Annotated in this window: 18 protein-coding genes; 6 read left to right on the top strand and 12 right to left on the bottom strand. The window is 58.7% G+C overall.

Going from position 1 to position 23453, the window contains the following annotated elements:
* Positions 1 to 7 precede the first annotated feature (7 nt).
* The 6 genes from P2W41_RS05490 to P2W41_RS05465 form a co-directional block, all read right to left on the bottom strand.
* Entirely contained in the window at positions 8 to 832 is an 825-nt protein-coding gene (locus P2W41_RS05490) for an ABC transporter ATP-binding protein (RefSeq protein ID WP_404934517.1), read from the bottom strand.
* Positions 829 to 2805: an AMP-binding protein gene (locus P2W41_RS05485; protein ID WP_404934516.1), complete on the bottom strand. Its 1977-nt coding sequence runs from the start codon at positions 2803 to 2805 to the stop codon at positions 829 to 831. Before P2W41_RS05485 ends, P2W41_RS05490 begins: the two co-directional genes overlap by 4 nt.
* 256 nt (positions 2806 to 3061) lie before the next feature.
* Positions 3062 to 3736: a Crp/Fnr family transcriptional regulator gene (locus P2W41_RS05480; RefSeq protein WP_292897151.1), complete on the bottom strand. Its 675-nt coding sequence runs from the start codon at positions 3734 to 3736 to the stop codon at positions 3062 to 3064.
* 61 nt (positions 3737 to 3797) lie between these two features.
* A complete protein-coding gene (locus tag P2W41_RS05475; RefSeq protein WP_404934515.1) occupies positions 3798 to 4577 on the bottom strand; it encodes an N-acyl amino acid synthase FeeM domain-containing protein in 780 nt (259 codons plus the stop codon).
* A gap of 170 nt (positions 4578 to 4747) precedes the next feature.
* The gene (locus P2W41_RS05470; protein ID WP_404934514.1) at positions 4748 to 7096 is read right to left on the bottom strand and encodes a putative bifunctional diguanylate cyclase/phosphodiesterase; all 2349 of its coding nucleotides are present in this window, start codon (positions 7094 to 7096) and stop codon (positions 4748 to 4750) included.
* A 49-nt stretch (positions 7097 to 7145) separates the two neighbouring features.
* Positions 7146 to 10625, bottom strand: a complete 3480-nt coding sequence (locus P2W41_RS05465) for an indolepyruvate ferredoxin oxidoreductase family protein (protein WP_404934513.1) — start codon at positions 10623 to 10625, stop codon at positions 7146 to 7148.
* 394 nt (positions 10626 to 11019) lie between these two features.
* Between P2W41_RS05465 and P2W41_RS05460 the strand changes: the two genes are divergently transcribed.
* Positions 11020 to 11619, top strand: coding sequence for a TRAP transporter small permease subunit (locus P2W41_RS05460; RefSeq protein ID WP_404934512.1), 600 nt, complete (start codon positions 11020 to 11022; stop codon positions 11617 to 11619).
* Positions 11619 to 13010 carry a TRAP transporter large permease subunit gene (locus P2W41_RS05455; RefSeq protein ID WP_292897157.1) on the top strand — a complete coding sequence of 464 codons (1392 nt, stop codon included), beginning with the start codon at positions 11619 to 11621 and terminating at the stop codon, positions 13008 to 13010. The genes P2W41_RS05460 and P2W41_RS05455 overlap by 1 nt, the downstream gene beginning before the upstream one ends.
* A gap of 67 nt (positions 13011 to 13077) precedes the next feature.
* On the opposite strand, the gene P2W41_RS05450 is transcribed toward P2W41_RS05455, so the two are convergent.
* Entirely contained in the window at positions 13078 to 14172 is a 1095-nt protein-coding gene (locus P2W41_RS05450) for a TRAP transporter substrate-binding protein (protein ID WP_292897159.1), read from the bottom strand.
* Positions 14173 to 14521: 349 nt separating this feature from the next.
* Here P2W41_RS05450 and P2W41_RS05445 point away from each other — a divergent pair, with 349 nt between their 5' ends.
* Positions 14522 to 15130: a TRAP transporter small permease subunit gene (locus tag P2W41_RS05445; protein ID WP_292897161.1), complete on the top strand. Its 609-nt coding sequence runs from the start codon at positions 14522 to 14524 to the stop codon at positions 15128 to 15130.
* Entirely contained in the window at positions 15123 to 17018 is a 1896-nt protein-coding gene (locus P2W41_RS05440; RefSeq protein WP_404934511.1) for a TRAP transporter large permease subunit, read from the top strand. The genes P2W41_RS05445 and P2W41_RS05440 overlap by 8 nt, the downstream gene beginning before the upstream one ends.
* Positions 17019 to 17086: 68 nt before the next feature.
* Here P2W41_RS05440 and P2W41_RS05435 read toward each other — a convergent pair whose 3' ends face one another.
* Positions 17087 to 18193: a TRAP transporter substrate-binding protein gene (locus tag P2W41_RS05435; protein WP_292897165.1), complete on the bottom strand. Its 1107-nt coding sequence runs from the start codon at positions 18191 to 18193 to the stop codon at positions 17087 to 17089.
* Between the two features lie 270 nt (positions 18194 to 18463).
* Between P2W41_RS05435 and P2W41_RS05430 the strand changes: the two genes are divergently transcribed.
* The gene (locus tag P2W41_RS05430; protein WP_404934510.1) at positions 18464 to 19237 is read left to right on the top strand and encodes a gamma-glutamyl-gamma-aminobutyrate hydrolase family protein; all 774 of its coding nucleotides are present in this window, start codon (positions 18464 to 18466) and stop codon (positions 19235 to 19237) included.
* Here the strand turns inward: P2W41_RS05430 and P2W41_RS05425 are convergent, their stop codons facing one another.
* The 4 genes from P2W41_RS05425 to P2W41_RS05410 all read right to left on the bottom strand — a co-directional run bounded on the left by P2W41_RS05425 (position 19238) and on the right by P2W41_RS05410 (position 22500).
* Complete coding sequence (locus tag P2W41_RS05425) at positions 19238 to 19645, bottom strand: hypothetical protein (protein WP_404934509.1); 408 nt, start codon at positions 19643 to 19645, stop codon at positions 19238 to 19240.
* 90 nt (positions 19646 to 19735) lie between these two features.
* Positions 19736 to 20728, bottom strand: a complete 993-nt coding sequence (locus tag P2W41_RS05420; RefSeq protein ID WP_404934508.1) for a 2-hydroxyacid dehydrogenase — start codon at positions 20726 to 20728, stop codon at positions 19736 to 19738.
* Positions 20729 to 20775: 47 nt separating this feature from the next.
* Positions 20776 to 21795, bottom strand: coding sequence for a LacI family DNA-binding transcriptional regulator (locus P2W41_RS05415; protein ID WP_025030476.1), 1020 nt, complete (start codon positions 21793 to 21795; stop codon positions 20776 to 20778).
* Between the two features lie 228 nt (positions 21796 to 22023).
* Positions 22024 to 22500: a MarR family winged helix-turn-helix transcriptional regulator gene (locus tag P2W41_RS05410; RefSeq protein WP_292897173.1), complete on the bottom strand. Its 477-nt coding sequence runs from the start codon at positions 22498 to 22500 to the stop codon at positions 22024 to 22026.
* A gap of 199 nt (positions 22501 to 22699) precedes the next feature.
* Between P2W41_RS05410 and P2W41_RS05405 the strand changes: the two genes are divergently transcribed.
* Positions 22700 to 23437, top strand: a complete 738-nt coding sequence (locus P2W41_RS05405) for a creatininase family protein (protein ID WP_404934922.1) — start codon at positions 22700 to 22702, stop codon at positions 23435 to 23437.
* Positions 23438 to 23453: the final 16 nt, after the last annotated feature.

Raw genomic sequence — 23453 nt, 5'->3', positions numbered from 1 at the left:
TCGCCACCTAGTGCGGGACGCCCAGATAGGCGTCGATCACATCCTGACTGTTCTTCACCTCGTCGGGCGAGCCGTCGGCGATCTTCTTGCCGTAATCGAGCACCACCACGCGGTCGGACAGGTCCATGACCACGCCCATATCGTGCTCGATCAGCGCGATGGTGGTGCCGCGCTGCTGGTTCACGTCGATGATGAAGCGACTCATGTCTTCCTTTTCCTCAAGATTCATGCCCGCCATGGGCTCATCGAGAAGAAGAAGCGTCGGCTCCATGGCAAGCGCGCGGCCAAGCTCGACGCGCTTTTGCAGGCCATAGGGCAGCTTGCCCACCGGGGTGCGGCGAATGTGCTGGATCTCCAGAAAATCGATGATCTCCTCGACCTTTTCGCGGTGTTCGATCTCTTCGCGCAGCGCCGGCCCATGCCATAGCATCTGCCAGCCGATATTGCGCTTCATCATGACCGAGCGGCCAGCCATGATGTTGTCGAGCGTCGACATCCCCTTGAAGAGAGCGACGTTCTGGAAGGTGCGGGCGATGCCCTGCCCCACCGCCTCGTGCGGCTTCATGGAGCGGCGCTCGCGCCCGCGAAAGATGATCGTGCCCTGCTGCGGCGTGTAGAAGCCGTTGATGACGTTGAGCATGGACGTCTTGCCGGCACCGTTGGGGCCGATAATGGCACGGATTTCGCCCTTCAGAACGTTCAACGAGATATCCGTGATCGCCTTGACGCCGCCGAAGGAAAGCGAGACGTTTTTCACATCCAGAAGAACACCGCCCCGGGCGATGCCGTCATCGGCGGCGCTGAGCTCACTGGGATCGGGGCGCAGGTTCATTCGGCAGCCTCCCGTGCGCTCTCGGCCGGAACCGCATGGACCTCGGCGTCGACGATCTTCACCGTCGCGCGGATGATGCCCTTGCGGCCATCTTCATAGGTGACCTGGGTTTCCACGAATTTCTCCGTGGAGCCGTCGTAAAGCGCCTCGATCAGCTCGCCATAGCGCTCGGCGATGAACTTGCGGCGCACCTTCTGGGTGCGGGTCAATTCGCCGTCATCGGCGTCGAGTTCCTTGTGCAAAACGAGGAAGCGCCTGATCTGGGAAGCCGCCATCAGCGGTTCGCGAGCGAGCCTGCGATTGGCCTCGTTCACATGGGCTGCGATGATCTCGTAGACGCGCGGGTGCCCGGCAAGCTCCTGATAGGACGCATAGGCGATGTTGTTGCGCTCGGCCCAGTTGCCGACCGCCTGCAGGTCGATGTTGATAAATGCCGCGCAGAATTCCCGCCCATGGCCGAACGCCACCGCCTCCTGAATGTCCGGGAAAAACTTTAGCGTATTTTCGATGTATTTCGGGGCAAACAGCGCGCCGTTGGAGAGCTTGCCGACATCCTTGGCGCGGTCGATGATCTTGAGCTGACCGTCGCTGTCGAAGAAGCCGGCGTCACCCGTGTGCACCCAGCCATCTTCGGTCTTGGTTTCGCGGGTCGCCTCGTCGTTCTTGTAGTAGCCGACGAAAACGCCCGGCGAGCGATACATCACTTCGCCACTTTCTGCGATGCGGATTTCCACCTCCGGCGATGGCAGACCGACCGTGTCGGGACGGATCTTTCCGTCTTCCTGCGCGGTGATGTAGACGGTGGCTTCCGTCTGGCCGTAGAGCTGTTTCAGGTTCAGCCCCAGCGAACGGTAGAAGGAGAAAAGCTCCGGCCCGATGGCCTCGCCCGCCGTATAGCCGACACGCATGTTCGAAAAGCCCATGCGGTTTTTCAACGGGCCATAGACCATGAACTCGCCGAGCCCGTATTTCAGCCGGTCAAATAACCCCACCCCTTCGCCATTCAGGATGCGCTCGCCGACCTTTGCCGCATGGGCGAGGAAATAGTCGAACATCGCCTTCTTGAGCTTTCCCGCATCCTCCATCCGCACCATGATCGAGGTCAGCATGGCCTCGAAGACGCGCGGCGGTGCGAAGAAGTAGGTCGGCGCGATCTCGCGGCGATCCTCGTTCACCGTTTCGGGGCTTTCAGGACAGGCGACGCAGAAGCCAGCCGTGTAGGACTGGGCGTAGGAGAACAGGTGATCGCCCACCCATGCCAGCGGCAGATAGGCGATGATCGTCTCGTTCTCGGTCAGATTGTCGAAGGCGTTGCCGTTAATGGCCGAGCGCACGAAATTGTCGTTCGACAGCATCACGCCCTTGGGGCGGCCCGTGGTGCCTGAGGTGTAGAGCATCACCGAAAGGTCGGCGCCGCGCCCCTTCTCGATCTCGGCCAGCCAGTCGTCGTTGACACCCGGCTCTTCGGCAAGCCGGCGCAGACCCTCTTCGCGCAGGTCATGATACGCATGGAGATGGGTGTGATCGTAATCGCGTAAACCCCGCTCCTCGTCATAGACGATCTCAGTCAGAAGCGGCGCCTCGTCGGAAATGGACAGAACCTTGTCGACCTGCTCCTGGTCCTCGACGACAGCGAAGGTGACCTCGGCATGGTTCAGAACATAAGCCATCTCTTCGGCGACGGAATCGGCATAGACCGGCACCGGAACCGCCCCCAATGACTGGGCAGCAGCGAAGGCCCAGTAAAGCCTCGGCCGGTTGGAACCGATCACGGCGATCTTGTCGCCACGCTTGAGGCCGATCGACTGGAGACCAAGCGCAAAAGCCCGCACTTCCTCAAGCTGCTCGGCCCAGCTCCAGCTCTGCCAGATGCCGTAATCCTTGAAGCGCATCGCCGGCCGGTCGCGAAACCGCTCGGCGTTCCAGAGCAGATATTTGGCAAACGTATCCTTAGACGCGTCAGAATGCGCCAAGTCGCTTCCTCCCACTGTCAGCGGTTGACCGCTGTTTTCCCGGCTCCTCCCAGAACCGGTTCTTGATTGGATCGAGGGTTCCACGAAACCTGCAACCGATCAACACGCCCCTTGACAGACAGGCGATCAGTTTGCCTTTATACTAGCGGAATTATGTGCGCGGATGCGAGTATTCCGGAAGCATCAGGCGCCTGCTCCGACCAAAGTCTAAGCGATTATCAAGAAGAATGACGGGTTCTGCGGGACCAGGACCCGCTCAGGACTCGTAGTGGCTCAGCGCACCCGCATCCACCACTGTGATGCGGCCATGCTCTGCCTTGAGCAGCCCTTCCTCCTCCAGCGCGCGCAAGGCGCGATTGACCACCTGACGCGAGACTCCGGCGAGCAGACCGAGTTCCTCCTGGCTGATCTCGATCGTGGTGCCCGCACGCGGGTAAAGCGTACGATTGAAGAACCAGGACAGGTTACGCGCCACACGCGCCGTCGGACCCAGAATGCGATCATATTCTATCGTCGCGATGAACTGGCCCATGCGCTCATTGAGCTGCCGCACCAGAAACCGGTTGAAACCGGTGCTGTTCTCGTAAAGCCACAGAAAGCTGCTGCGCGACAACATCGCGAGACGCGTATCCCGGATTGCCACGACGTCATATTGTCGGGGCTCGTTCTTGAGCACCGACCCCTCCCCAAACCAGCCGCCATCCGTCACGCCGGCGAAGGTCATTGCCTTCCCGGCAGCGGAGATGGCGCTGATCTTGATGAGTCCCTCGGAAACGCCCGTCCAGTGGTCGAGCCGATCTCCCCGATGGCAGATATAGCTGCCCTTGGAAAAGGTTCGTTCCGTCAGCCCTCGCCGGGCCCGATCCAGTTCCTCATCCGTGAGTTCGGCAGCCCAGATGGTTTCTGCAACCGTATCCCGTTTCGTGCTCATGCCACTTCGATAACCCGGCTGCCCGCGAGCGGCAAGCAGTGGCGCTGAAAGAGGGTACGCTTCAGGCCGCGTGCTTCAGATATTTGGCTGTGGGAAGCACGGTCAGTGGTGGTGCGAGGTGGGCGTTGCCGCGCTCGAACAGAAGCTTTCGCTCCGACCGCGTCGACAGGAAGAACGGAAACCGATCCACAATGGGACCGAACTCCCTGGCACAAACGCCTCCGAACAGCATCAGTGGAACGCTGATTGGCGGATAGGTGCGCTCCGGGCTCATCTGGCGGGCACCAAAGATCCGGCGATAGAATGCGGTGTGTTCCTGCCGGATGAGACAGGCGCAATAGGTCGAGCGGAAATACTCATAGGCCGCAATCACCAGACGCAGCGAAACGTAGGGCAACGCACGGTATTCGCGCGCCCACTCCGGATCTGCAGCAAGCATGCTGGGGTTGATGCAGCTGTCACCCTGTTCGATCAGAGGCGACATGACGTCACCGAACCCTTTGGTCACGGGACCGAGCGGGTTGCGCTGGTCGATCTGGTGCAGGCGCACAGTGCTGACAAGACGCTTGTCGATATAGACAGCGAAATTGTAGCAATTGGGGAGATCGTCGAGGTCGTCGTGAACGATCTGTCCTTTCGTCTCGGGCACGAAACCATGAGCTCGATAGGAACGGTACCGAAGATGGAAGATCTCTTCACGGTCTTCCCCTGTTTCGCACCGGCGATACTCGGTACGCTCGAGTAGCGCCATCACGCCATCGATGAAGCTTGAAGATTTGTTTGACTGTTCGCGAACGACGCGTTCAGTTCCCGGTTTCAGTCCGACCAGGCCGGTACTCATGACCATTGCCGCATGCCCCATGTCGACTTCTACCACCTCTCGTAGAGTATAAGCGTAGTCCCATGATCAGCGATGTAAAGCTGAAACTCGTAATCAAACTGTTCAGGTTTTATTAACCTTAACAAAAGATTTATGCGCACTCATCTTGCAGATACAAAAGGCGCTGAAAGTCAGTTGGATAGGCGCTCTTCGCGCGCAAGCTGAGCCGGTGTGTAAAGCTGTTTCATTTCGGCCATGGTTTCAATACCCGAGGCCGTCAGGGCCGGACCGAACAGAAATCCCTGCAGGAGATCGGGCTTCACCGAGCTTTCGAGCAACTTCAGCTGATCGAACCGCTCAACGCCTTCGACCGTTACAGCAAGGCCCAGCTTGCGCGAAAGGTCGACCACGCCCTGCAGCAGATGAAGCGAGCGCTCGCCTTCCTTCAGATTTGCGACAAAGCTACCGTCGATCTTGATTTTGTCGAGCGGTAATGTGTGCAGATAGCTGAGGGAAGAGTATCCGGTGCCAAAGTCGTCCAGCGCGATGCGCACACCAAGCCTCTTCAAGGTATTGATGTAACGGACGGTCGCTTCTGTATCGTTGAGGAGTGCAGTCTCCGTCACTTCGATTTCAAGGCGGTCCGGCTTCAGTCCCGCGCCGTTGAGAGCCCGCTCCACCTTGCCGACAACCGCCTCAGAGCGAAAATCCTTTGCCGACAAATTGACCGACACACTCACATGTTCCGGCCACTTAACGCATTCCTCACACGCTGCCTCGAGAACGATCGAGCTGATCTCGGAGATCAGACCCATTTCCTCCGCGAGAGGTATGAAGACCGCGGGTGAGACCAGTCCGAGGTCCGGATGGTCCCAGCGACACAGCGCCTCACAGCTCGTGATCCGCATCGTGCCTGCATCAACGATCGGCTGATAAACAACGCGCAGACTGCGCGCCTCGATGGCGCTGCGCAGATCGGCCTTCATCACCTGCCGGTTTCGGAATGCGATATCCATCTCGGTTTCGAACAGGCTCCAGGCATTTTTGCCCAGCTCCTTGGCCCGGAAGAGCGCCAGATCCGCCTTGACGATCATCGAGTCCACATCGCTTGAGCGAACAGGCACGACCACGGCCCCGCCACTCGCCTGAACGCGCATCGCATGTCCCGCGACATCGACTTCACCGGTAAGCGAGGCGAAGATTTGCTCGAACTGCCGGGAGAACTCTTCTTCGTCGGCCACCTGGTTGAAGTAGACCATGAACTCATCGCCGCCGAACCGGCTGATGCGAATGTTGGGGTTTGCGAAGGCAGAAAGTCGCTCGGCCACCGCATATATCAAGCCGTCTCCGACTGGATGACCGAGCGTATCGTTGACTGTCTTGAAATCATCCAGATCGAGAACCCCAAGAGCGCACAGGCGCCCCTGGTCGCCTGCCGCCATCGCTTCCGTCACCTTCTCGTGAAAATACGCGCGATTGGGCAGGCTGGTAAGGCTGTCATACCGCGCCATGAAACGGATTTTCTCCTCCGCTTCGACGCGACTTGTAACTTCCTCGAAGGTGAGAACACCCACTTCGTCATGTCCTTCGCGGGCAGCGAACTCAAAGTGCCGCCCATTGGTCATGCGCAACAGAACCTTGCGGTTGCGACCTTCGCGCAGAGCGCGCGACAGCTGTTCTTCGGCGTAGGCATAATCGCGCTCCGAAAGAAGACCGCTTGCCACACCACGCATGAGCAGTGATTTCAGCGTACGCCCCAGCAACTGCTCCGAGGACTTGAACCCAAGCATCTCAGCCGCCTGGGTATTGCTCACCACCACCCGCTCCTCATTGTTCAGCATAAGCAGGCCATGATGCATCGTATTGAGTGCGCGGTCGAAGCGCTGCGCCAGCCTGGTGGAGCGCTTTTCCTCACTGATGGCGGTGAAGAGAACCGTGCGCACCAGATCTGCCATTTTGGTCACGACCAGCATGAATGGCGCGATGAAAAGCCCAAGCACGAAATGATATAAATCGCCCTTCAACATCAGGCCGAGCGCCATCGGAAACACAATCGTCAGCGTCAGGATCGACACCATTTTGTGTGACCCGTAGTTGCGCCCTGCTATTGTGATCGTACCGCTAAGGATGGCCGCGACCGCGGCGAGCTCGCTGAAATTGTCCTCAGACAGAGCCGTGGCGAAGAACCCAAAAGCACCCACGACAAATCCGTGGAGGCTGCCCCACCAGAGGTAACGCGCCTCCCAGGCAAGCGCTGATGGATAGTCGGAGATCAGGGCGTGATCGACACGAGTAATCTTGAAGTAGCGCCAGAGCCCGGCAATGAACATCGCTGGCCCGAAGGCGAGGAAAGCAGCCTGCCCGGTCTTGTAGTAAAGAAGAATGGCAATCAGGCCATAGCAAGCCGCACCGACGGGGAGCACGCCCACGTCCTGAAACAACGAACGGATGTACCCAACGTAGACGTCTTCCGGAATGCTGTTTCTGCTGTTTTTCACCGCATGAGCCCGATTGACGGGCAAGATATGCCATAACAGCATTAAGAAAGGTTTAGTGAAGTTTCTCCGTCCGTTTCTTGAGAGAAGCCGGCTATTCTGCTGCCTTCAGGAAGGGATCTTCCGTTTCACCATCTTCCAGACGCTGGATCAGTCTCGCCCGCTCCTGCGCTGCTTTTGCCGCATTGGCTTCCTTGATGTGCCCGTACCCGCGAATGAGGGCGGGGATCGATGCAAGCGCAGCCGCAGCATTCGCCCTCTCCGGAGAAAGCACTGCCTCGATCCGATCGAGGTCGGCTTCATATTCGGACAACAGCCGCCGCTCCATTCGACGCTCCTGCGTACGGCCGAAGAGGTCGAACGGCGTGCCGCGCAGCCCGCGCAAACGCGCCAGCAGGCGAAAGGCGGTCATCATCCAGGGACCAAAATTCGATTTTCTGGGGTGGCCGGCAGCATCGCGACGACCGAGAATGGGCGGGGCAAGGTGAAATTCAAGACGGTCATAGCTCTCAAATTCCGCAGCGAGCTGGCGTTTGAAGGCACCATCGGTGTAGAGCCGCGCCACCTCGTACTCATCCTTGATCGCCATCAGCTTGAACAGGTTCCGCGCCGCGGCCTCCGTCACAGCGATCGAGCCCGGCACAGCTTTTTCTTCCGCGGCGCGCAAACGGGCGACACGTCGGCGGTAGCGCTCCGCGTAAGCCTGGCTCTGATAGCCGGCCAGGAAAGCCGCGCGCCGGTCGATGATCTCATCGAGTGTCTGCGAAACAGGTTGCCGGACATCGCCATTCGAAGACTTAGCGACCAGTTGGCTCACAAACTCTGGATCGTGCGCCGCGCAGCGCCCCCAACGGAAGGCGGAAACGTTCATGCTTACCGCCTGGCCATTGAGCTCTATCGCTTTCTCGATGGCTTCTGCAGAGATTGGCAAACCACCAAGCTGATAAGCCATGCCAAGCATGAGCATGTTGGCACCAACGGAATTGCCAAAGAGAACGCTCGCCGTGTGTGTGGCATCGAAGAAATGCGCCTTTTCTTCACCGACCGCAGCGCGGATTGCCATTTTCAGGCGCTCGGTCGGTAGAGAGAAATCGGCTGAGCGTGCAAAGTCTCCAGGCATCACTTCCGCCGTGTTGGCCATGAAAAGCGTGTGCCCCTGACGGGCCGCTGCGAGAACCTTCTTGGCGCCGGAAACCACCAGGTCACAGCCAAGAACGAGATCCGCCTCACCCGCCGAGACGCGAATGGCGTGAATATCTTCCGGTGTCTCGGCGACGCGAAGATGAGTGAAAACCGCACCGCCCTTCTGCGCCAGCCCCGCCATGTCGATGATGCCCGCACCCTTGCCTTCCAGGTGGGCAGCCATGCCGACGATCGCGCCGATGGTCACGACGCCCGTGCCGCCGATTCCGTCCACCACCGCCGACCAGCCGCGCGTGAGACTGTAAAGCTCCGGCTCCGGCACACCTTCCAGCGGATCACTGGCACCGGTTGCGGCTTTCGCCTTCTTCAGCCTGGCTCCGTGCACCGTCACAAAGGACGGGCAAAAACCGTTCACACAGGAAAAATCCTTGTTGCAGCTCGACTGATCAATTCGGCGCTTGCGACCGAATTCGGTTTCCTGCGGCTGCACCGAAACGCAATTGGATTTGATTCCACAGTCACCACAGCCTTCGCACACGAGTTCGTTGATGAAAACGCGCTTGTCCGGGTCGGGGAAAGTGCCACGCTTGCGCCGGCGACGCTTCTCCGCAGCACAGGTCTGATCATAAAGCAGAACGGAAACGCCCTTCACCTCACGAAGGTCGCGCTGCACCTGATCGAGATCGTCACGATGGTTGATCGTGGTGCCCTTGGGGAAGCTCACAACCCCGGCGTATTTTTCCGGTTCATCGCTGACAACGGCAATGCGCTGCACGCCTTCCGCGCGCACCTGGTCAGCGATCATGTCGACGGTGAGACCGCCTTCATGCGGCTGTCCACCCGTCATGGCAACAGCATCGTTGTAGAGGATCTTGTACGTGATGTTTGCGCCCGACGCGATCGCGAACCGGATCGCCATGGACCCTGAATGATTGTAGGTGCCATCGCCGAGGTTCTGGAAGAAATGCTCGCGCTTCGAGAATGGGGCCTGCCCAATGAACTGCGCACCCTCGCCGCCCATCGCGGTGAAACCCACATTGGAACGATCCATCCAGGTGGCCATGAAGTGACAGCCAATACCGCCGCCGGCAATCGACCCTTCGGGAACATTGGTTGAGGTGTTGTGCGGGCATCCGGAGCAGAAAAAGGGCGTGCGACCTGATACGTCCTGCGTATCCGCAAGCATCGCCTGAAACTGGCGAAGCCGCGACACATGAGCGGCAATTTCCTCCGACGGACCGATGACGCGCAGGATGCGCTCGCCGATGGCGATGGCGATTTCATTGGGATCAAGTGCCGCCGTGGGCGCGAAAAGCCGGTTGCCTTTCTCATCCACCTTGCCGATGATTTCCGGCTGATTGGCTGTCCCGTAGAGATTCTCGCGCAATTGCACTTCGATCAGCGAGCGCTTTTCCTCGACCACGATCACCATGTCGAGGCCGCGCGCGAACTCCCGCATGTGCTCGACATCGAAGGGCCATGGGCAGGCCACCTTGAAAAGACGGATGCCAAGTTGCTTTGCACGCGCCTCATCGATCCCCAGATCGTCCAGCGCCTGACGCGTGTCGAGGTAGCTCTTCCCAAGCGTGACAATGCCGATCTTTGCATTGGCGCCGCCGGAATAGATGATGCGGTTGAGATTGTTTGCCTGGACGAAGGCCGCGGCGGCAGCGCGCTTGAAGTCGTAGAGCCGGGCCTCCTGCCCGAGCATGTTGATCTCGTTGCGGATGTTAAGACCGCCGGGCGGCATCTCGAATTCGGGCGTGACGATGTTCAGCCGCTCAAGCGACACATCCACGGAGGCTGTCGATTCAATGTTGTCCTTGACGCATTTGATGGCCGTCCAGGTCCCTGCAAAACGCGACAGCGCATAGCCATAGAGACCATAGTCTATCAGTTCCTGAACGCCGGCAGGGTTCAGAATCGGGATCATCGCATCGACAAAAGCGAACTCGCTGGCATTGGCAACCGTCGAGGACTCGGCTGTGTGGTCATCGCCCATGAGCGCCAGCACACCACCATGTTTCGAGGAGCCTGCGTGATTGGCATGGCGAAAAACATCGCCGGAGCGGTCTACGCCCGGGCCTTTGCCATACCAGACGCTGAAAACACCGTCATATTTGCCTTCGCCAAGAAGTTCGGTCTGCTGAGACCCCCAACAGGCGGTGGCCGCCAGTTCCTCGTTCAGACCGGGCTGGAAGACCACATTCGACGCTTCGAGCTGTTTTTTCGCCTTCCAGAGCTGCTGATCGAGCCCACCAATGGGCGACCCACGATAGCCGGAAACGAAACCGGCCGTATTCAGCCCCGCACGTCGATCACGCTCACGCTGCATCAGGAGCATCCGGACAATCGCCTGCGCGCCGGATACGAAAATGCGCTCCTTCGTTAAATCGAACTTGTCATCGAGCGTGACGTCGTGAAGCGTCATGTAATAATTCCTCCTCTGCGGATCACGGTTGGAAACGCTTCCGCAAGGGTAGTTTTCTATCCGCCCGGCATCCCGTCAAACGAATTTGCGGGCTCCACAACAATGAGCAACGCCAGGACAGGAAGCGGCATTTCCCGGGACATTTTATTAGCTGAACCGCATGAACAGCGCACGAATCTGACCTGAGTATACTCGTCGGTCTCCCGAGTGCAGCAAGCAGCATGGCATATTCACTTCGCAATTTGGGTTTGAAAGGCAGAAAATGGCGACTTTTCCCGCTGTGTTACTTTTTCGCCAGAAACAAAGCTGCTAATCAATCGCTGCCTAGTAACTAGGTTGAAGGGCAGGACAGGGAACAACTTCCGCTCGTATCGGGGAAATGCAAGAGGGCCTCATGACACATCATCACGCGCCGCCCACCGTGCGCGCAATCGCTATTTTAGTCCGCGCAATCAGCGGCCTTAATGCGCTCATCGGCAATGTTTTTTCTTGGCTTTCGCTGGCCATCGTTCTGGTTTGCTTCACCGTTGTCGTGCAGCGCTACGTCTTCTCAACCAGCTTTGTGTGGATGCAGGACCTCTATATCTGGCTGAACGGAGCGATGTTCACCGCCGTCGCCGGTTTCGCCCTCCTCAGAAACGACCATGTGCGGGTAGACATTTTCTACCGACCGGCCAGCACACGGCGCAAGGCGATCGTGGATCTGATCGGTGTGATCCTGTTCCTTCTGCCTTTTTCCTGGATCGTGGCCTATTACGGGTGGAGCTTCGTCAGCCGTTCCTGGCGGCTGGGAGAGGCATCCGCCAATGTGGGCGGCATGCCGGGACTGTTCATTCTCAAAGGCTTCATCCTCGGATTTGCCGTTCTGCTTGCCCTGCAGGGCATCGCGATGGCTCTGCGCTCGGTTCTCGTCCTCTACGACAAAGAAAACCTGCTGCCGGAAAGCCTGAGATACGAAATCAATGACGACGAACAGCCGGAGGCGCACGTCTGATGGATCCGGTTCTTATTGGCGAGCTCCTTTCGGGGCTCATGTTCTTCGGCATTATCGGCTTTCTTCTTCTGGGCTTTCCCGTCGCCTTTACGCTCGCCGGCGTGTCGCTCATGTTCGGTCTCGTCGGCATGTGGATCGGCGTGTTCGACCCCTCCAATTTCGGCAGTCTCGCAAACCGCTATATCGGCTACATGACCAATGAAGTGCTGGTGGCTGTCCCGCTCTTCATCTTCATGGGCGTGATGCTGGAGCGCTCCAAGATCGCCGAGCAGCTGCTTTTGACCATGGGCAAGCTGTTCGGCAATCTGCGCGGCGGGCTTGGCATGTCGGTCATCATCGTAGGCGCACTTCTGGCCGCTTCCACCGGCGTGGTGGGTGCCACAGTCGTGACCATGGGGCTGATCTCGCTCCCGGCAATGCTGCGCGCGAACTACGACCCCCGGCTTGCCTCCGGCGTCATCTGCGCTTCGGGCACGCTCGGCCAGATCATCCCGCCCTCCACCGTTCTCATCTTCATGGGCGACATGCTATCGGGCATTAACGCACAGGTGCAAATGGCAAAGGGCAACTTCGCCCCGGTTCCCGTCTCGGTGGGCGACCTCTTCGCAGGCGCACTTCTTCCCGGTGTGCTGCTGGTGGGGCTATATCTCGGATGGACGCTCCTGAAGGCGGTTTTCGATCCGGCCTCCTGTCCAGCCACCCCGGTGCCTGCGGAAGAAAAGAAAGAGTTGCTGGGAGAGGTCGCTGTCGCGCTTTTGCCTCCGCTTCTTTTGATCATGGCCGTTCTCGGCTCCATCCTCGGTGGCATTGCGACACCGACGGAAGCCGCTTCCGTTGGCGCCGTCGGCGCGATGGTGCTTGCGGCCCTGCGCTGGCGGCTCTCCTTTGCCGTGCTACGGGAAACGGCAATCGCCACGGCCTCCATCACCTGCATGGTGTTCATCATCCTGTTCGGCGCTTCGGTGTTTTCCATCGTTTTCCGCCTGATGGGTGGTGACAATCTGGTGCACGAATTCCTCGCCAACCTGCCTGGCGGCACACTGGCAGCGGTGGCCGTGGTGATGTTCATCATGTTCCTGCTGGGTTTCATCCTCGACACGTTCGAGATCATCTTCATCGTCATCCCGATCACCGCACCGATCCTGCTGGCGCTTGATGTGGATCCGGTCTGGCTTGGTGTGCTTGTCGGCGTGAACCTGCAGACGAGCTTCCTCACTCCGCCTTTCGGCTTCGCGCTGTTCTATCTGCGCGGGGTCGCCCCGGATTCAGTGAAGACATCGATGATCTACAAGGGGGTTCTGCCCTTCGTGCTGCTTCAGCTCCTGGCCATCGCGATCATGTTCATGTTCCCGGAGATCGCCACCTGGTTGCCGAGAGCGATCTACAGCTAGGATCACAAACGGCAGGCAACAAAAAAGCCCGGCACAAGCCGGGCTTTTTCGTAGACCTCAATCCGGGTCAGATCGAGAAGTACTTCTTGCGAGCCTCAACGAAAGCACCGTCAGTGCCTTCTGTGCGGGTACGCAGAATGTTGAGCGACTCGATGAAGCTCTCGGTCGTCTTCTTCGTCAGGGCGTCTCCGGAATCGCGCAGTTCGCCGAGAATTTCGGTCGCAGCCTTCGCGCCTGCCTCAATAATGTCGTCGGGGAACTGGCGAACATTGACGCCATGCTCATCGACGAGCGTCTTCAGGGCACGCGGATCATTGGCGTAGAAATCCGAAGCCACCTGATCGTACTCCGCCTGGCAGACATCCTTGACGATCGCCTGCAGGTCGGAGGGCAGTTCCTGATATTTCGCCTTGTTGACCACCAGTTCGGTTGCCAGACCCGGCTCCACAAAGCTCGGGAAATAATAATTCTTGGCGACCTGGTAGAAACCGAGCGCCAGATCGTTATAGGGACCAACGAACTCAGCCGCATCAAGCGTGCCCGACTGAAGCGCCTGGAAAATCTCGCCGGCAGCCATGTTGGTGACCGTCGCGCCAAGCTTCTCCCACACACGGCCGCCAAGGCCCGGCGTGCGGAAGCGTAGACCTTTGACAGAATCGAGACCCGTCAGTTCCTCACGGAACCAGCCACCGGCCTGCGTGCCCGTATCGCCGGACAGGAAACCCTGGACGCCGAACTGGTCGTAGATCTCGTCCCAGATCTCCTGACCGCCCATATAGCGGACCCATGCCGCCATTTCACGCGAGGTCATGCCGTAGGGCACGCCGGTAAAGAAGGACAGGGCCGGGCTCTTGTTCTGCCAGTAATAAGCAGCACCATGGCTCATCTCGGCCGAACCGTCGATCACAGCGTCAAGCGACTGAAGCGGCGGAACGAGTTCACCCGCGGAATAGACCTGCACGGTCAATCGACCGTCCGAAGCCGCCGTGATGCGATCTGCAAGCCTCTGGGCACCAACGCCCAGACCCGGAAAATTCTTCGGCCACGTGGTGACCATGCGCCAGGTCTGGTTACCCTGAGCGATCGCAGGCGTGGCTAACGCCGCAGCGCCCGCGCCGGCACCCGTCAGTCCAGCTTTCCTGAGAAAAGAACGACGATCCATGTATACCTCCCAAAAGAACATCAAGCGAAAAAAAAGGCCGCAGAACGGCCTCATCGACTTTACCGCAGCACCGACAACAACCTCCCCGGCGCAGCGGAAACTTATCAATACACGCACACGCATAAGTGTCCAGACTGCTGCCTGCAGGGGGCGGCGATTTGGGACATTTGCCCGGTATGACCGTGTTTATTCACCTGGTTGCGACTTGAGCACGGACCCAGATTGCCGTGTCTGAGACTTCAATGTCGACTTTTGGCTCACTTGAACGCAGGCTGCAGATGCAAGACAAAGCATAAGTCCCGAGAATCACAAAAACGATCCGGGGGGAACACATTGCTGGGAGGAAAGCATGGCGGGGCTTCTAGGCCTTTCGCGCCTGATTGACGCTATTAATCAATTCATCGGAAAGCAGGTTTCATGGCTGATCCTGGTTGCGGTGCTTGTCTCGGCCTACAACGCCATCATCCGCTTTCTGGGAGATGGTCTGCCAGCCTATCTGCCGATACCGAGGGCTTCCAACAGCCTGCTTGAACTCCAATGGTACCTCTACGGAACCGTGTTCATGCTGGCGTCTGCCTATACGCTGCAGCGCAATGAACACATTCGCATCGATATCGTTTCGAGCCTGTTCACGAAGCGGACGCGGGACTGGATCGACCTCTTCTGCCACATCTTCTTTCTGCTGCCATTCGTCGTCCTGATTGTCTGGCTGAGTTGGCCCTGGTTTCAGCGGTCATTCATCTCGGGAGAGATTTCCGCCAATGCAAGCGGTCTGATCATCTGGCCGGCCAAGTTCATGGTGCTTGCCGGCTTCGTGCTTCTGACAGCGCAGGCCATCTCAGAGATCGTAAAGCGATATGCGGTCCTGCGCGGATTGATCGACGAACCCAACCCTCAACACGAGATACATCCGGCCGCCGAAGCAGCCATCGAAATGGAGGAGAAGCGCGATGATTGACCTTATCGCGCATAACCTCGCGCCCATCATGTTTGTCACCGTGATGGCGATGCTTCTGATCGGCTATCCCGTGGCGTTCACTCTTGCCGCCGGCGGCCTCCTCTTTTTCGTGTTCGGCGTGGAGCTATCCCACATCTCCAGCGAGATCCGTCTCTTCTGGCCTCTGCTACAGTCACATCCCGAGCGCATCTACGGGATCATGTACAACGACACCCTGCTCGCCATTCCGTTTTTCACCTTTATGGGGCTGATCCTGGAACGCTCCCGGATGGCGGAGGACCTGCTGGACACGATCGGCCAGCTCTTCGGCCCGGTGCGCGGCGGGCTTGCCTATGCGGCCGTGCTGGTCGGCGCCCTGCTTGCCGCCACGACGGGTGTCGTTGCCGCATCCGTCATCGCCATGGGCCTCATCTCACTGCCAATCATGATGCGCTACAACTACAATCGTGGCTTTGCGACGGGCACCATCGCCGCGTCCGGCACATTGGCGCAGATCGTGCCTCCCTCGCTTGTCCTGATTGTCATGGCCGATCAGCTTGGGCGATCAGTGGGGGATATGTATGTTGGCGCGCTTTTGCCGGCACTCGCCATTATCGGCGCCTATTGCCTGCTGGTTTTTGCCGTCACCATCGTCAAGCCCCACTGGGCCCCGGCTCTGCCTCCTGAAACCCGCACTCTCGGCGGCGGCGTAACCTCACTAATCCTGCTGCTTGCCGCATCAGTTGCGGTTTATTTCGCCACCTATCATACGCTGTTCGCCGACATGCGCAGCGAGGTGAGGCTGGTCTGGGCAGCAACGGCGGCGACGATGTTCGCTCTCACCATCAGCCTCGCCAATCGGCACCTGAAACTGAACATCCTCTCAAGGCTTGCCGAGCAGGTGGTGATCGTTCTGATCCCGCCGCTTGCGCTTATCTTTCTGGTCCTTGGCACTATTTTCCTCGGCATTGCGACCCCGACGGAAGGCGGGGCGATGGGCGCGACCGGAGCACTCGTGCTTGCACTGGTCAAGCGGAGGCTTTCCTTTTCCGTCCTCAAACAGGCGCTGGACGCCACAACGAAACTTGCCGCCTTCGTGATGTTCATCCTGATCGGCGCGCGGGTGTTCGGGCTGACCTTCTACGGTATCAACGGCAATGTGTGGATCGAGGAACTGCTTCTGGCACTGCCCGGCGGTGAAATCGGCTTCCTTCTGACCGTGACCGTCATTGTCTTCATTCTGGGCTGCTTTCTCGATTTCTTCGAGATCGCGTTCATCATGGTCCCGCTTCTGGTGCCGGCTGCCGAAACGCTGGGCATCGACCTGATCTGGTTCGGGGTCATTCTTGGCATCAACCTGCAGACATCCTTCCTGACCCCGCCTTTCGGTTTCTCGCTTTTCTATCTGAGATCCATCGCACCGACGAAAGAATGGAAAGACGAGGTTTCCGGGAGAATTCTGCCTGCCGTGAAAACAACGGAGATCTACAAGGGCGCCATACCCTTCATTATCATCCAGTTTCTGATGATCATTCTGGTGATTTCGTTTCCCGGCCTTGTGACGCACTACAAGCAGGAGAGCACCGTCAATCCGGACGAAGTGGAAATCAACATACCCTCCTTCGGTGGCGATGGTGCGGGGGGACCGGGATTTGGCTTGCCCGGCGCATTGGGTGGATCACCCTTCGGCTCACCGCCAGCCACCCAGCCAGCCACCCAGCCAGCCACTCAGCCAGCCACCCAGCCAACCAACCAGAATGACGGGAGTGAGCAAGAAAACAACGGCTTGCAACTACCGGGGCTTGGCGGGCTTCCACCGCTTGGCACGCCTCCGAATGACGCTTCGGAAGAAACCCCGCCTGCACAGCCATCACTGCCGGATCTCAGTCAGCCTCCGAGTTTCGACTGACACATTGAGCCACAAAAGGAAAACCCCGGGACTGAGCCCCGGGGTTTTCCTGACGCTTCAGAGACAGATCAGAGTTTGCCTGCCCGCTGCTGAATCATCATGAAAGTGTCGAACGTATATTCGGACAACTGGGCCCACAGATATGCATCCTTCTTGAAGGCCTGCTGATTGTCGTAGATCTTCTTGAAGGTGGGGTTTGAGGCGTTGATTTCCTCGTAGGTCTCCATTGCTGCGTTGTAGCACGCTTCGAGGATCTCCTGACTGAAGGGACGCAACTGTGCCCCGTCCGCCACCAGTTGCCGCAGTGCCGCCGGGTTCTTGTAGTCGTAGCTCGCCATCATGTCGGCATTGGCCGCCCGGCAGGCCGCGTCGAGCACCGATTGATAGGCTGCAGGCAGTTCATCCCACTTTGCCTTGTTGAACATGGCATTGAGGACCGGGCCGCCTTCCCACCATCCCGGGTAATAGTAGTACTGAGCGACCTTGTTGAAGCCCAGCTTCTGATCGTCATAGGGCCCGACCCACTCGGTTGCGTCGATGGTGCCTTTCTCAAGCGCAGGGTAGATATCGCCGCCGGCGATCTGCTGGGGCACCACACCGAGCTTCTCGATGATTTTGCCGCCCATGCCGCCGATGCGCATCTTCAGCCCTTTGAGGTCCTCGACGGTATTGATCTCCTTGCGGAACCAGCCACCCATCTGGGCACCCGTGTTGCCGCAGGGCAGCGTGTGAAGCCCTTCCGTATGATAGAACTCGTTCATGAGATCATTGCCGCCGCCATAATAGAACCATGCGTTCTGCTGGCGGTAGTTCAGCCCAAATGGAATGGCCGTGCCCAACGCATAGGTCGGATCCTTGCCCCAATAGTAATAGGATGCCGTGTGAGCCATCTCGACGGTGCCGGCGGCTGCCGCGTCCGCGGCCTGAAGCCCCGGCACGATCTCGCCAGCGGCGAAGACCTGGATCTCGAAATTGCCGTCCGTTGCCCCTTTCACGAACTCGGCCATTGTTTCGGCCGCGCCATAGATCGTGTCGAGTGCCTTCGGGAAAGAAGACGTGCAACGCCATGTGACTTTTGGCATCGACTGAGCGACGGCAGGTGCAGAAAGTGCCGACGCGGCGGCAACGCCCGTCCCTGCAATACCTGCCTTCTTGAAGAAGGTTCTGCGGTCCATATGTACTCCTCCCATTCTGGAACCGTCTGCCGTGGTGCACATAACACCCGGCTACAAGCCGGCTTCGCCGCCTGCTGCTGTTTGCTTTTTGTCAGGCGCCAAAAACCACGGTTATCAATGCATGCATGGCGGCCCAAGTCCAGCGAATGGGGGCCGTCTGCGACCAATGTCGAAGGCCCAACGAAATCACTGGACTGCCCATTGGAAAGACGCGAGAAATCTCTACATTCGCTTCCTTGGGAGCGAACGCCAACCAACGGATTTTTTCGAATGCGCACGCCACTGATCGCCGTCTCGACCGATGCAAAAGATTTCGAGAAATATACGTGGCACGCCACGCCTCAACCCTATCTCGATGCAGCCGTCGCCACTGCCGGCGTCCTGCCGGTGCTGTTGCCATCGCTCGGCGAAAAGCTCGATCTGGACAGCCTGCTGGACACGGTCGACGGCGTCCTGGTGACGGGATCGAAGTCAAACGTCTATCCCGAGCTGTACGGCGGCGAAGCCAGCGAAGAGAACGGCCCCTACGATCACGCACGCGATGCCACCACGCTTCCTCTTATCCGCAAGGCTGTTGAACGTGGCGTACCGCTGCTGGCCATCTGCCGCGGGATCCAGGAGCTGAATGTCGCGCTGGGTGGCACATTGGCGACGGAAATCCATGAACGCGAAGGCGCATTCGACCATCGCGGCCCACAGGATGCCGACCAGGACACGCGCTTCGCCATCCGACAGGCTGTAAAGGTGACGCCTGGCGGCTGTCTCGCACGCATATTCGACACGTCCGAAGTCCGCGTGAACTCAGTTCACCGTCAGGGCGTGGGTATGCCCGCTCCCCTCCTTCAGGTCGAAGCCGTAGCGGATGATGGAACGGTGGAGGCCGTTTCGGTCAAGGACGCGCCCGGCTTCGCCATCGGCGTCCAGTGGCATCCTGAATACTGGGCACACAGGGACAGTGCCTCGGCCCGCATCTTTGAAGCCTTCGGAAATGCGGTTCGCCAGCACGCGGCCAGGCGGAACAAGGCAGACATCGCCGCAGAATAATCAGTTTCCGGGGTACATGCTGAGCAGCGGTGTCTGCGGGCGCAGCGATTCATAGGCTGCACCGTCGCCCGGATAGAATTCCACCAGAGCCTCTCCGGTCGCTGAGACAAAAGCGACCGTCCCGTCTTCCCGCTCCTCCCAGATGCGCGCATCTGCAAGGCTTGGCATCAAACGGGCACAGGATCCGTCAAGATCAAGGCGCGTGTTCTCCAGCCCCGGCGAGTGGCGAACGCGGCAGATGCCGTTTAGCCCCACGCCCGTCAGGGTGAATTCTGAAACGGCCTCATCCTGGAACGCGGCTTTCGGCGCCGCCGTGGTTGCGGCCATTTCCCCCACCCGCGTATCAGAAAAATAACCGAACGCCCCGACAAGGGCGAACACCAAAGCGCCAGACGCTATCAGTTTCATAAATCGGGAGCTCCATCGCCAGCGGAATGTCTTTCCGAGAGCTTCCAATGTTCTGGTTAATCGCTTGTTAAAAAATACAACTTTAAGGCGCTATTCCACTGATGAGGAAACACCCTCGCGCTTTACATGGCCGGTTTCAGGCACTGGCGTAATCGCCTGGTTCCGCGTGAACCAGGAAACGAGATTGTCGACTACCAGATCCGCCATCGCCTGGCGGGTCACGATCGAAGCCGAGCCCACATGAGGAAGCAGCGACGCATTCTCCAAAGCAGTCAAAGCCTCTGGCACGTGGGGTTCATTCTCGAAGACATCCAGCCCCGCAGCAAAGATGGTGCCTTCTTTCAGGGCCGTGATCAGAGCCGCCTCGTCCACCGTGCTGCCACGACCGATATTGACGAACACGCCGTTCTCGCCCAGTGCCTTCAAGACGTCAGCGTTGACCGCCTTGTGCGTTTCCGCACCTCCCGGCGCTACGCAGATCAGAGTATCGACCGCTGCGGCCAGGGCTACAAGCGTATCGTGATAGGCATACGGGACGTCATCCAGTTGTCGGCGGTTATGATAAGCGATCGGCAAGCCGAAGGCGGAAAGGCGGTGGGCGATGGCACGACCGATACGCCCCATTCCGAAAATGCCGACAGTCCGTCCACGCAATGAGCCCCGTGACGACCGGTAGGCACCTTCCCGCGGCCAGCGCCCCTCACGCAGCCACGCCTCCGCCCGGGGGAACTCGCGGACGGTATTGAGCAGAAGCCCCACCGCCGTATCAGCGACCTCCTCCGTCAGAACATCGGGCGTGTTGGTGACCATGATGTCCCGCCGACCGGCATGCGCGGCATCGACTGCGTCGTAACCCACACCGAAGTTGGCGATGATCTCGAGATTGGGCAATGCATCGATAAAGGAGGCATTCACCACGGTCATCGCAGCCATCCCGCGCACCTTCGCCGCCATCTCCTCCGTTACGAGTGCCGGATCGGCCCTCTCGATCGTAAGGAGCTCGAAACGCCCATCAATGCGTTCTACTGCGTGTGGATGCAGTTTCCCCGGCACCAGGATTGCGATCTTGCTTGTTTGTGCCACTTCCATCCTCCTGATCGGGTAAGCCGGCGAAAATCCCGCAATCGAGGTTAGCGCTCGACGGGTTTTCCGGTTGACTGACGCACATGCAACTCCGGCTTGATAAGCTCCTGCGCGGGGTTCACCTCGGCCCCGTTGAGCCTGTCCAGCAGAACGCGCGCAGCCCGCCGCCCCACATCCCTCTGACCATTCCAGACCGTCGTCAGCGCCGGTGTGGCGATCGCCGCCTCCTCGAGGTCGTCATAGCCCGTAACGGAAATGTCGACGCCCGGTACGAGACCGGCCCGCGCTATTCCGTTCATCAGGCCGATCGCGACGAGATCGTTCCAGCACACCGCGGCCGTGGGCTTATCCTTGAGCGCCAGAAACGCGCCGGCAATCTCGAAACCGGCCTGCTTGGTACGCGGCCCCGGGAAACGCCACTGCGGCTTTATCTCGAGCCCCGCCTTCCCCATCGCATCGACATAGCCTTGATACCGGTCACGACCGGTCGATGTCTGGTCCGTACCGCCGATCATGGCAATGCGTGTGTGGCCAAGCGAAATCAGATGGTTGGTCGCAAGACCGGTTCCATACGCATCATCACCGCGAAAGACCGGCACCCGCGCACCTTCCACAGATCGCGCAATAAGCACTGTCGGCAAACCATTTTCCTCCACAAGACGAATGTCCTGTGGCGGCGTCCCGATAGCCGGCGACATGATCACTCCGTCAGCGCCCAGTTGAAGAAGCGTGTCGATGAAAGTGCGCTGCTTTTCGAGCTGATCGTAGTGGTTCGACAAAAGAAACGTTTGCCGGGACCGGTCGAGCTCGGTTTCGATGGAACGCAGAATCTCGGCGAAGAACGGGTTCATGATGTCATGCACGACGACCCCGATAATGCCTGAGCGCGACGTTCTCAGGCTGGCGGCGCGCCGATTGTAGATATACCCGATCTCGCGCGCATGCTCCTTGATCCGCTGGCGCGTGGCATCCGCCACGAGCGGACTGTCACGCAACGCCAGAGAAACAGTGGCCGTGGAGACGCCAAGCGCCTCTGCGATGGTGGAAAGCTTTATCTTCTGCGCCAGCCTGAATTCCCCCACATGCGGATGGCCTTCAACATCAGTCACGACGCGATCCGCGATCGTTCCGCCTGCTCGAAATAAGACAGACCCGCGAACACGCCCTGCCTAAACTGTTTAAAGACCTGATTACGCCACGGATGACTGCAAGGTCAATCAGGATGCACGTCCGTAGCGTCCCGTTCTGGCAAAATCAGGTCGGTTTTGTGGGATTCCAGACTGGGAGATCAGGGGCTACGCATCGACGTCGACATTTTCATCATCGTCGACATCCTCGAAACTTGTACCGTTCAGATTTGCTTCGACTTTTGAGAGAAGCCGCGTCAGAATCTGTCGCTCTTTCTTGTCGAACCCCTTGAGCGCGATTTTCTCTGTCTTGCGTACGGACTTCTCAATAGAGCGAATAGCCTGCTCGCCTTCCTGGGTTAAGAAGACATAGGCCCGGCGCCCGTCTTCCTCCGATAATCGCTTTTCAAGAAAGCCCTGATTCATCAGACGATTGATGGTCTTTGTGATTGTTGGTGGTCGTACTCCCAGAAGATTGGCGAGTTGACTGGGCGTCTGCCCGTTCTCCACCGATAACGCCAGCATCAACTTGTCTTGCCCCGCATAAAGCCCATACTCCAAAAGCCGTTCGGCCAGAGCGGTACGTGAAAGCCGAGCGGCCGACTGTAATAAGCCAATTGTCGCGCCCTTTGCAGCTTTGGCCATACAAACTCCCCTTTAGACATCCTTAACGATGAGATAGAACGCCCCGTACACAAAATAGCTCTAACGATTCCCATTGCAACCATAGATTGCTCTTGTTTAGACAAATAATTATCCACTACTTTTGGATAAGAGTTTTGCCAGATAAGTGTCTTGATACATCGCGGGGCAGGCTGTGAATACACAAGATAACACCCACACAATCGCAGAGAAGATCGCGGTCTTGCCAATCGGGGCTACAGAGCAGCATGGCCCTCATCTATCCCCGGATACCGACTGGGTCATCGCGCAAGGTATTGTAGAAGCAGTCAAAAAAGCTGTTCCAGAGTATCTCGACATCGTTTTTCTTCCTGTCGAGAAGATCGGCTATTCGGTCGAACACTCCGATTCTCCGTCAACCCGAAGCATGACATTCGAAGAAGCGGCAAACCGGTGGATCGACATCGGAGCCTCACAGTACAGAGCCGGCTTGCGGAAGCTGGTGATACTGAACGCTCATGGCGGGAATTCGCCCCTGCTCACCATTGTGACGACGGAATTGCGTGTGCGATTCGGCATGCTTGCTGCCGCCACAAGCTGGACCCGTTTCGGCTATCCGAAAGACCTGGTTTCCGATAGTGAGCGTGCTCTTGGGATTCACGGCGGCTTTATCGAAACGTCGGTCATGCTTGCGTTGCGTCCAGACCTTGTGGACATGCAGAAAGCCGCGGATTTCAAGTCGGCTCAAGAGGATTTTCAACACAGCTTCAAACATCTGCGTGCATACGGTCCGCACGCTTTTGGATGGATGATGCGGGACCTCGCGCAAGAAGGCGTCACGGGGAACGCGTCTGCGGCGAGTGCGGAGGCGGGGCACCGTATCATCGCCCACAGCGTGACTGGCTTCCTCGAACTGCTCGAGGACGTCCACCGGTTCGATCTTGGCCATTTCAATCACTGACCGTGCAATCGACGCA

Origin of the sequence: Nitratireductor sp. L15S-10, assembly GCF_045011005.1 — a bacterium.
Classification (GTDB): domain Bacteria; phylum Pseudomonadota; class Alphaproteobacteria; order Rhizobiales; family Rhizobiaceae; genus Nitratireductor.
Note: the sequence above shows the minus strand (reverse complement) of the source record. Positions and strands in the feature narration are given on the sequence as shown.

What these genes read in the sequence shown, in the direction of transcription:
- P2W41_RS05490 (WP_404934517.1), bottom strand. Translation starts at nt 832, where the DNA reads ATGAACCTGCGCCCCGATCCCAGTGAGCTCAGCGCCGCCGATGACGGC.
- P2W41_RS05480 (WP_292897151.1), bottom strand. Translation starts at nt 3,736, where the DNA reads ATGAGCACGAAACGGGATACGGTTGCAGAAACCATCTGGGCTGCCGAA.
- P2W41_RS05475 (WP_404934515.1), bottom strand. Translation starts at nt 4,577, where the DNA reads ATGAGTACCGGCCTGGTCGGACTGAAACCGGGAACTGAACGCGTCGTT.
- P2W41_RS05470 (WP_404934514.1), bottom strand. Translation starts at nt 7,096, where the DNA reads ATGCTGTTATGGCATATCTTGCCCGTCAATCGGGCTCATGCGGTGAAA.
- P2W41_RS05465 (WP_404934513.1), bottom strand. Translation starts at nt 10,625, where the DNA reads ATGACGCTTCACGACGTCACGCTCGATGACAAGTTCGATTTAACGAAG.
- P2W41_RS05460 (WP_404934512.1), top strand. Translation starts at nt 11,020, where the DNA reads ATGACACATCATCACGCGCCGCCCACCGTGCGCGCAATCGCTATTTTA.
- P2W41_RS05455 (WP_292897157.1), top strand. Translation starts at nt 11,619, where the DNA reads ATGGATCCGGTTCTTATTGGCGAGCTCCTTTCGGGGCTCATGTTCTTC.
- P2W41_RS05450 (WP_292897159.1), bottom strand. Translation starts at nt 14,172, where the DNA reads ATGGATCGTCGTTCTTTTCTCAGGAAAGCTGGACTGACGGGTGCCGGC.
- P2W41_RS05445 (WP_292897161.1), top strand. Translation starts at nt 14,522, where the DNA reads ATGGCGGGGCTTCTAGGCCTTTCGCGCCTGATTGACGCTATTAATCAA.
- P2W41_RS05440 (WP_404934511.1), top strand. Translation starts at nt 15,123, where the DNA reads ATGATTGACCTTATCGCGCATAACCTCGCGCCCATCATGTTTGTCACC.
- P2W41_RS05435 (WP_292897165.1), bottom strand. Translation starts at nt 18,193, where the DNA reads ATGGACCGCAGAACCTTCTTCAAGAAGGCAGGTATTGCAGGGACGGGC.
- P2W41_RS05430 (WP_404934510.1), top strand. Translation starts at nt 18,464, where the DNA reads ATGCGCACGCCACTGATCGCCGTCTCGACCGATGCAAAAGATTTCGAG.
- P2W41_RS05425 (WP_404934509.1), bottom strand. Translation starts at nt 19,645, where the DNA reads ATGAAACTGATAGCGTCTGGCGCTTTGGTGTTCGCCCTTGTCGGGGCG.
- P2W41_RS05410 (WP_292897173.1), bottom strand. Translation starts at nt 22,500, where the DNA reads ATGGCCAAAGCTGCAAAGGGCGCGACAATTGGCTTATTACAGTCGGCC.